This window comes from Methylobacterium sp. CCH5-D2 (assembly GCF_001556475.1).
Lineage (GTDB): Bacteria > Pseudomonadota > Alphaproteobacteria > Rhizobiales > Beijerinckiaceae > Methylobacterium > Methylobacterium hispanicum.
Genome location: NZ_LSIX01000635.1, coordinates 1 through 9,109, shown reverse-complemented (window position 1 = coordinate 9,109; position 9,109 = coordinate 1). Strand labels below are relative to the sequence as shown.

Sequence of the window (9,109 nt, the reverse complement as noted above, 5' to 3'; positions counted from 1 at the left end):
CCTTCACGCATGCCCACGCGGCCGGGGCGGTCGCCGAGATGCCGGCCCGCCTCGACGCCTTCGCGGCCCGCATCCGCGCCGCCGAGGGCACGGCCGACGAGATCGTGCTGATCGGCCACTCCTCCTCAAGCTTCCTCGGCGTCGAGGTGCTGGACCGGGTGCTCGCCCGCGATCCCGGCTTCGGCGCGCGCGGCACGCCGGTCTCCTTCGTGACGCTCGGCAGCGTGATCCCGTGGATCGGCCTCGACCCGGCGGCGGTGCGGGTGCGCGCCGCGCTCGCGCGCGTCGCCGCGGCGGAGGCGATCGGCTGGCTCGACATCCGCGCGCCCTGGGACTGGCTGTCGATCCACCTGCGCGACCCGCTCACGGCCTGCGGCATCCCCTCGCCGGGGCCGGGGCGCCCGGCGGTGCTGCGGGTGCAGATCCGGGACTTGGTCGAGCCCCGCAAGGTGGCGCGGCTGAGCTGGAACCTGTTCCGCATGCACTTCCAGCTGCTGATGGCGAGCCGGCAGGCGACGGGCTTCGACTACATCGATCTGGTCTCCGGGCCGGAGCCGGTCCACCGGGTCGTGCAGTCCTGCCGCCGGGCGCCCGCGCGCGCGCCGGCCGCCGCGGCCTGAGCCGGATCCGCCGAGCTGGCGCGCGCCGGACGCAACCCTGCGCCGGATGCGTGGGCGCCGCGGGCGCTCGGCAGTTGCCTCCGTGCCCGCTTCCGCTCTAGAGCCGGGGCGGCTTGTATTCTTTCGGCCCGGTCCGGGCACGGTCGCGGGCCCACCGCCCCCGCGGCCGCGACCACCACTTGTCGAGACCCTGCGCATGTTCCGCAACGATGTCCCGATCACACCCGAACTCGTGCGCCAGCACGGTTTGACGCCCGACGAGTACGAACGCTTCCGCGCGCTCATCGGCCGCGACCCGACGCTGACCGAGCTCGGCATCGTCTCGGCGATGTGGAACGAGCACTGCTCGTACAAGTCCTCGCGCAAGCACCTGCGCGGCCTGCCGACCTCGGCGCCATGGGTGATCCAGGGCCCCGGCGAGAACGCGGGCGTCATCGACATCGGCGACGGGCTGGCCTGTATCTTCAAGATGGAGAGCCACAACCACCCGAGCTTCATCGAGCCCTACCAGGGCGCGGCGACCGGCGTCGGCGGCATCCTGCGCGACGTCTTCACCATGGGCGCGCGCCCGATCGCGGCCTTGAACGCGCTCCGCTTCGGCTCGCCCGACCACCCGCGCACCCGCCACCTCGTCTCGGGCGTGGTCGCCGGCATCGGCGGCTACGGCAACTCCTTCGGCGTGCCGACCGTCGGCGGCCAGATGGGCTTCCACGCGCGCTATGACGGGAACATCCTGGTCAACGCGATGGCGGTCGGCCTCGCCCGGACCGACGCGATCTTCTACGCGGCGGCCGCGGGCGTCGGGAACCCGATCGTCTATCTCGGCTCCAAGACCGGCCGCGACGGCATCCACGGCGCCACCATGGCCTCGGCGGAGTTCGACGAGGAGAGCGAGTCGAAGCGCCCGACCGTGCAGGTCGGCGACCCCTTCGCCGAGAAGCTGCTGCTTGAGGCCTGCCTGGAGCTGATGGCGTCGGGTGCCGTCATCGCGATCCAGGACATGGGCGCGGCGGGCCTGACCTGCTCGGCCGTCGAGATGGGCGCCAAGGGCGACCTCGGCGTCGAGCTCGACATCGACAAGGTACCGGCCCGCGAAGCGGGCATGACGCCCTATGAGATGATGCTCTCCGAGAGCCAGGAGCGCATGCTCATGGTGCTCAAGCCCGGCATGGAAGCTGAGGCCGAGGCGATCTTCGTGAAGTGGGGCCTCGACTTCGCGGTGATCGGGCGCACCACCGACACGCTCCGGTTCGTCATCAAGTGGCACGGCGAGACGGTGGCCGACCTGCCGATCAAGGAACTCGGCGACGAGGCCCCGCTCTACGACCGGCCCCACATCGCCAACACGCACCTGCCCGTGCTGAAGGCCGAGGAGATCGCGCATCCGGCCTCGCTCGCGGACGCGCTGCGCCGCCTCGTGGCCTCGCCCGACCTCGCCTCGAAGCGCTGGGTCTACGAGCAGTACGACCACTACATCCTCGGCAACACCGTGCAGAAGCCGGGCGGCGACGCCGCGATCGTGCGCGTCGAGGGCGGGCCGAAGGGCCTCGCGCTGACCTGCGACGTGACGCCCCGCTACTGCGAGGCCGACCCCGTCGAGGGCGGCCGGCAGGCGGTGGCCGAGGCGTGGCGCAACATCACGGCGGTCGGCGCGCGCCCGCTCGCCATCACCGACAACCTGAACTTCGGCAATCCCGAGAAGCCCGAGGTGATGGGCCAGCTCGTCGGCTGCCTGCAGGGCATCGGCGAGGCCTGCCGGGCGCTGGACTTCCCCGTCGTGTCGGGCAACGTCTCGCTCTACAACGAGACCAACGGCGTCGGCATCCTGCCCACCCCGACCATCGGCGGCGTCGGCGTGCTCGACGACGTGGAGCGCCACGCGACGCTGGCCCTGAAGCGCGAGGGTGACGTGCTCGTCCTCGTCGGCGCGAGTGAGGGCTGGCTCGGCCAGTCCGCCTACCTCTCGGTGATCGAGGGTCGGGAAGAGGGCGCGCCGCCGCCGGTCGACCTCGGCCTGGAGCGCCGCAACGGCGACTTCGTGCGCGGCCTGATCACCTCGGGGCTCGTCGACACGGTGCACGACCTCTCGGACGGGGGGCTCGCCATGGCGCTCGCCGAGATGGCGATGGCCGGCGACATCGGCGCCGCGCTTCCCGAGGTCGCGGTCGAGGGTCTGCCCGCCCACGCCTACCTGTTCGGCGAGGACCAGGGCCGCTACCTGATCGCCGTCGAGGCGGACGCGGCTTCCGACATCCTCTACAGCGCCTCCTCGCAGGGGATCGACGCGGCGGTGGTCGGCGTCACCGGCTCCGACCGTTTGACCCTGCCGGGCGGCGAGACCATATCGGTGGCCGACCTGCGCCAGGCCAACGAGAACTGGCTGCCCGCCTACATGGCGAGCCAGCCGGCCGCGGTCGCATCCTGATCCGATCCGTAGGAGTACACCGATGCCGATGGATGCGCGCGAGATCGAGCGGATGATCCGCGAGGCCCTGCCCGACGCCCAGATCGAGATCCGGGATCTGGCGGGCGACGGCGACCACTACGCCGCCACCGTCCTCTCCACCGCCTTCAAGGGCAAGACCCGCGTCGCCCAGCACCAGATGGTCTACGGGGCGCTCCAGGGGCGGATGGGAGGCGTGCTGCACGCGCTTGCGCTGACCACGGGCCTGCCGCAGGATTGAGCCCTCGCGCGGGAGTTCTCCCCCGATGGACCGACCAAGCCTCTACGACGACGACATCGTGGCCTGGGCCGAGGAGCAGGCCGCCGCGCTGCGCGCCCTCGGCGCGCGGGGCGAGCTGTCGAACGCGGTCGATTGGGAGAACGTCGCCGAGGAGATCGAGAGCGTGGGACGGGCGCAGATTCGGGCTGTCGAGAGTCTGCTGGTTCAGGTGCTCGCCCACCTATTGAAGCAGGCCTCTGCACCGCTCGCCCCCGTCGTCTCCCACTGGCGACATGAAACGCTGACGTTCCAGCAGGCAGCCTATCAGCGCATCGAGCCCGGGATGCGCCAGCGCCTCAATTGGCGCTACATCTGGGCCATTGCACGAACGAATGCCGAGGCCAACATGCTGATCTATGGACAGGAACTCCTGCCGAACGTGCCGGACACGTGTCCGCTCACCCCGGAGGCGATCCTGACCGAGCGCTTCGATCTCGACGCCGCGCTCCGCGTCATCACCGGGACCGTACAGCGCTGAGCCAGCGGCCATAGACGCAACGATTCCCGCTGTTCGTACAATCACCTATTCACCAGCAAGGACCGAGAACATGTCGGACGTCAACGCCACGATCGAGAACGAGATCAAGTCACAGGACGTGGTCGTGTTCATGAAAGGCACGCCGCAGATGCCGCAATGCGGCTTCTCGGGCCAGGTCGTGCAGATCCTCAACTACCTCGGCGTGCCCTTCAAGGGCGTCAACGTGCTGGCCGACCAGGGCATCCGCGAGGGCATCAAGGCCTTCTCGAACTGGCCGACCATCCCGCAGATCTACGTGAAGGGCGAGTTCGTCGGCGGCTGCGACATCACCCGCGAGATGTTCCAGTCGGGCGAGCTGCAGACCTTCCTCGCCGAGAAGGGCGTGCCGGTGAAGCCCGCCGCCGCCTGAGCAGGGGCGCAGCGCCGGACGGAGGAGGGCGCGCGAGCGCCCTTTTTCGTGTGCGCTGCGGAAAGATCGGCGCCCGCGCCCCGTTTCCCCGACGAGACGGTTGAGCGGGCGATCCGATGCGCGACGTCATCATCGTGGGCGGCGGACCCGCCGGACTGAACGCCGCCCTGATCCTCGGGCGCTGCCGCCGCGACGTCCTGCTCTGCGACCTTGGCCGGCCCCGAAACGCTGCCACGCCCCTGACCTGGGGGATCTTCACCCGCGACGGCACGCCGCCCGCGGAGCTGCGCGCCCGCGCCGAGGCGGATCTCGCCCGCTACGACACCGTCGAGCGGCGGGAGATCGAGGTCGTCGACGCGCAGCGGACGGAGGACGGCTTCGCGGTCGCGCTCGCCGACGGCACCCGGGAGCATGCCCGGCGCCTGATCGTCGCCACCGGCCTGCATCAGGACCTGCCCGAGATCGAGGGCGTCTCCGCCTTCTGGGGCACGGGCGTGCATTCCTGCCCGTACTGCGACGGTTACGAGGCGCGCGACCAGCCCCTCGTCGCCCTGGGTCACGGGCCGGGCGCCAAGGGCTTCGCCCTCGAGCTGACGGTCTGGAGCCGCGACGTCGCCCTTTGCACGGATGCTCGCCCGACCGATCTCTCGGGGGAGGACCGCGACCGCCTCGCCCGCAACGGCGTTCGGGTGGACGAGCGCCCGATCCGGGCGCTGCGCGGCGCGGACGGCCGGCCGACGCATCTCGAATTCGCGGATGGCGGCACGCGGCCGTGCCGGAGCCTCTTCCTGATGCCCGCGGGCTGCCGCCCTTCGGACCTGCTCGCGGGCCTCGGCTGCGACCTGACCGACAAGGGCGTGGTGCCGACCGACGACTACGAGAAGACGAACGTGCCGGGCCTCTACGTCGCGGGCGACGCCTCGCGGCGGGTCCAGTTCGCCGTGGTGGCGGCCGCCGAGGGCGCGATGGCCGCCTTCGCGGTCAACACCGAATTGCTGCGCGAGGATACGCGCTGAACTCGGTCATGCCAGGCCGCTGGACTGAGAAACCGGTGCCGCGGGCGTGCTCGAACGTGCCATTCGGCACAGCTACCGATGCGCACCCCTGCAAGGGTAAAGACGAGGTTACGAAACGTCGATATTCGGAACCTGTTCAGGTTATCCCCGTTATTCCCACGCGGCCGAGCTTGTCCCGGCCGATTGCCCCGTCACCGTCGCTGCTCCCGCAAGGCCGGCCATGCCCGTCTTCGATTCCAAAAATCTTGATGCCGCCTTCGAGGGGCAGGCGCTCCTCGCGGCCATCCTGCAGCCGACGCGTGCCGCCCGCGGCCAGGCCCTGCTGAACGGCCGCCGCCGGGCGAACCGCGGGATCATGCCGGCAGGCCCTGCCGCGGCGCTGCCGCTGCGCGAGCCGGCCTCGGCGGAGACGGTCGTCCCGGCCTCCGCCCGCTGAGCCGCTACCACGCCTGGTGCGTGATCAGACCCTGGCGCGTCACCACCACCCATTCGCGGCCGCGGCGCTCGATGCCCTCGACGCGCCCGACGCCCGGTACCGAATCACCCGGCCCCACCTCGACCAGACGCCGCCGCCGATCCTCCAGGATGGCGGTCCCGTCGTAGACGTCGCGCACCGCCCAGGCCTCGACCACGGCGGGCTTCTCGGGCGCCTTCTTCGGCTCGATGCTGCCCGTCTGGGTCGGCTCGGGCTTGGTGGGAGCGACGACCGGCGCCGCCGCCTGCTGAACGGGCGCCTGCACCGCCACGGCGGCGCGCTTCTCGATCTGCGTCGTGAGGGCAGCGAGCTTGGCACCCTGGTCCCGCTCGGCCTGCTCGAACCGGTCGCCGAGCGCGGCGATCTTGCCCGAGAGACCCTGCTCGGCCTTCGCGACGCGCTCGGTGAGTCCGGCGCTGCGGCCGGCGATCTCCTTGCGGGCCGCCTCCTGGCTCTCCTTCAGCGCGGCGAGCGCACGGCCGAGTTGCTCGACCTCCGTGCCGATCCGGGCCGATTCCGTCCGGGCGGCATCGATACCGGCATGGACCTCGGCCAAGGCCTCGCCCTGGCCGCCGCGCGGCAGCGAGGCCGCGGTGAGGCCGGCCCCGCAGATCAGCCCGAGGGCGAGCGCACCGCCGGCCACGCCCATCAGGCGCGGGTCGAGGCGCCCCCGCAGCGAGGCCGTCCCGGCGGCAGGCGCGGCCTTGGCCGTCGCGGCGTCGGCCGCCCCGGCATCGGCCGCCCTCTTGCCGCCCGAGACGGCGGCCTTGAGCAGGGCCTCGGGCGAGACCGGTCCGGTGGCTTTCGTCGTCATGGCCGTCGCCTTTCCCAAAGCTCGTGCGGCGTGTTCCCCGAAAGCTTTGGTTAAGGACGCTTGTTTACCGAACCGTTACCGCACGCATGCCTCCGGCCGAGCCGTTCGGCTCCGCGCGGCAGCGGGTTCGCGCCCCCTCCCCCGCACGGGGGAGGGCGTGCGGTGCCGGCCCCCGCGTCGGGCACCGCACGGACCCTCCGCTCAGGCCGCCAGCCCGCGCTTCTTCAGGAGGGGCTCCGTGCTCGGCAGGCGCCCGCGGAACAGGGTGTAGGCCTCGCGCGGGTCGCGCAGGTTCCCGGCGCCGTAGACGTACCGGCGCAGGCGCGCCGCGGTCTCCGGGTGGAAGATGTCGCCGGCCTCCCGAAAGGCGTCGAAGGCGTCGGCGTCCAGCACCTCCGACCAGAGATAGCTGTAGTAGCCGGCCGCATAGCCGTCGCCCGAGAAGATGTGGGCGAAGTGCGGGGAGCGGTGGCGCATGCCGATCTCGCCCGGCATGGCGATGCGCTTCAGGGCCTCCGCCTCGAAGTCCAGCACGTCGAGGCCCGCCTCTGCGGCGTTCGAGAGGTGCAGCGTCATGTCGACGATCGCCGAGGCCGCGTACTCGACGGTCGCGAAGCCCTGGTTGAAGGTGCGGGCGGCGAGCAGCTTCGTGAGCAGCGCCTCCGGCATCGGCTCGCCGGTGCGGTGGTGGCGAGCGTGGGTGCGCAGCACCTCGGGCTGCTCCAGCCAGTGCTCGTAGAGCTGCGAGGGCAGTTCCACGAAGTCGCCCGAGACGGCGGTGCCGGAGAGGAGCGGGTAGGTAACGTCCGAGAGGAGCCCGTGCAGGGCGTGGCCGAACTCGTGGAACAGGGTGCGGGCGTCGTCGAAGGAGAGCAGAGCCGTCTCGCCGGGGGGCGCCTTGGCGAAGTTCATCACGTTGACGATGATGGGCGTGACGGTTCCGTTCAGCCGCTCCTGCGAGCGGAAGGCGCTCATCCAGGCGCCCGAGCGCTTGGAGGCGCGGGCGAAGTAGTCGCCCAGGAAGAGGCCGACCTCGGATCCGTCGCGGTCGCTCACCCGCCAGACCCGCACGTCCGGGTGGTAGCGCGGCACGTCGGGCAGTTCCGCGAAGGACAGACCGAACAGGCGGGACGCGGTGTCGAAGGCCGCCTGGATCATGCCGTCGAGGGGCAGGTAGGCCTTCACCTCGCCCTCGTCGAGGTCGTGCTCGGCCCGGCGCAGCTTCTCGGCGTAGTGGCGCCAGTCGTGCGCCTGGAGCGCGAAGTCGCCGCCCTCCCGGGCGATGATGGCCTGGAGCCGGTCGCGCTCGGCGCCCGCGCGCCGCTGCGCCGGGGCCCAGACCTCGGTGAGCAGCGCGGTCGCGGCCTCCGGGCTCGCCGCCATCGTGTCGTCGAGCTTGTAGTGGGCGAAGCTCGCGTAGCCGAGGAGGCGCGCCCGCTCGGCCCGGAGCTGCACGATCTTGCGGATGATCGCGCGGTTGTCGGTCTCACCCCCCGACTCGCCGCGGCGGGTCCAGGCCTCGTAGGCCCGCTCGCGCAGGTCGCGCCGGGTCGAGAAGACGAGGAACGGCTCGATCAGCGAGCGCGACAGGGTGATGACGTGGCCGTGCTCGCCCCCACGCTCCTCGGCGGCGCTGGCGGCGGCGGCCCGCAGGAAGGGCGGCAGGCCGGCGAGGTCGTCCTCGCCGTCGAGCGGCAGCACGAAGCGGCTCTCGTCGGCGAGGAGGTTCTGGCTGAACTGCGTGCCGAGTTCCGACATCCGCGCGGCGATCTCGGCCATGCGGGCCTTGGCCTCGGGCGCGAGGTCGGCGCCCGCCCGGCGGAAGCGGGTGCGGTAGCGCTCCAGCACCCGCCGCTCCTCGTCGCCGAGACCGTCCGCGGGGATCGCGGCGAGGCGGGCCCAGAGATCCGGGTTGAGGTAGATGGCGCTGCCGTGCCGGGCGAGCCTCGGCCCGACCGTGCGCTCGATCGCCTGGAGGTCCGGGTTCGTGTGGCTGCCGGTGAGATTGTAGAACACGCCCGCCACCCGATCGAGCGCCAGCCCGGCCCGCTCCATCGCCGCGACGGTGTTGTCGAAGTCCGGGGCCGCGGGGCTCGTCGCGATGGCGGCGATCTCGGCCTCGTGGGCGGCGATGGCCGCCTCGAAGGCCGGCAGGTAGTGCTCGGGCCGGATGCGCTCGAAGGGCGGCAGCTCGTGGGGCGTGTCCCAGCGCGCCGCCGAGAACGGGTTCCCGGTGTCGAGCGTGGGGAGCCCTGCGCTGGATGACGTCATGTGCCGGTCCTCGTCGTTTCCGTCTGGCGGGCGGGTGGGGCCGCGCCCCGCCGCCCGCGAAAGTCGCCCGAGCCTAGCACGATCGCGCCCGAGCGTTGCAGCCGCGCCCTTGCCGCGGCGGGTGCGGCGCCCGATCGTTCGGGGCGAAGGCTGCGTGCCGGCACGCGCCCGGGAGGAGACGCCATGACACTGCGCCGGCAACCGGGCGGCACCAAATCCATGTGCGCGACTCTCCCTCCGCCCTCTGCGGGAGAGGGTGGGCCGGCCGTAAGGCCGGGTCGGTCGGGACGAAGTCCCGCAGAG

8 protein-coding genes and 1 pseudogene are annotated in these 9,109 nt (G+C 72.0%); 7 read left to right on the top strand and 2 right to left on the bottom strand.

Annotated features, from left to right (window positions below):
• The 7 genes and pseudogenes from AX737_RS34535 to AX737_RS16980 all read left to right on the top strand — a co-directional run.
• A pseudogene (locus tag AX737_RS34535) lies at window positions 1–620 on the top strand (hydrolase); the annotation flags it as partial.
• Window positions 621–816: 196 nt separating this feature from the next.
• Complete coding sequence (gene purL, locus AX737_RS17005) at window positions 817–3,045, top strand: phosphoribosylformylglycinamidine synthase subunit PurL (RefSeq protein ID WP_066923486.1); 2,229 nt, start codon at window positions 817–819, stop codon at window positions 3,043–3,045.
• A 22-nt stretch (window positions 3,046–3,067) separates the two neighbouring features.
• Complete coding sequence (locus tag AX737_RS17000; protein ID WP_066923483.1) at window positions 3,068–3,304, top strand: BolA family transcriptional regulator; 237 nt, start codon at window positions 3,068–3,070, stop codon at window positions 3,302–3,304.
• A gap of 25 nt (window positions 3,305–3,329) precedes the next feature.
• Window positions 3,330–3,821: a DUF29 domain-containing protein gene (locus AX737_RS16995; protein WP_066923480.1), complete on the top strand. Its 492-nt coding sequence runs from the start codon at window positions 3,330–3,332 to the stop codon at window positions 3,819–3,821.
• Between the two features lie 70 nt (window positions 3,822–3,891).
• Complete coding sequence (gene grxD / locus AX737_RS16990) at window positions 3,892–4,230, top strand: Grx4 family monothiol glutaredoxin (RefSeq protein WP_066923477.1); 339 nt, start codon at window positions 3,892–3,894, stop codon at window positions 4,228–4,230.
• Window positions 4,231–4,346: 116 nt separating this feature from the next.
• A complete protein-coding gene (locus AX737_RS16985) occupies window positions 4,347–5,246 on the top strand; it encodes an NAD(P)/FAD-dependent oxidoreductase (protein ID WP_066923474.1) in 900 nt (299 codons plus the stop codon).
• A 220-nt stretch (window positions 5,247–5,466) separates the two neighbouring features.
• Window positions 5,467–5,682 carry a hypothetical protein gene (locus AX737_RS16980; protein ID WP_066923471.1) on the top strand — a complete coding sequence of 72 codons (216 nt, stop codon included), beginning with the start codon at window positions 5,467–5,469 and terminating at the stop codon, window positions 5,680–5,682.
• Window positions 5,683–5,686: 4 nt separating this feature from the next.
• Here AX737_RS16980 and AX737_RS16975 read toward each other — a convergent pair whose 3' ends face one another.
• Together AX737_RS16975 and AX737_RS16970 are read right to left on the bottom strand one after the other, a co-directional pair.
• Entirely contained in the window at window positions 5,687–6,535 is an 849-nt protein-coding gene (locus tag AX737_RS16975) for a hypothetical protein (protein ID WP_066923468.1), read from the bottom strand.
• 201 nt (window positions 6,536–6,736) lie between these two features.
• A complete protein-coding gene (locus AX737_RS16970; RefSeq protein ID WP_066923465.1) occupies window positions 6,737–8,806 on the bottom strand; it encodes a M3 family metallopeptidase in 2,070 nt (689 codons plus the stop codon).
• Window positions 8,807–9,109: the final 303 nt, after the last annotated feature.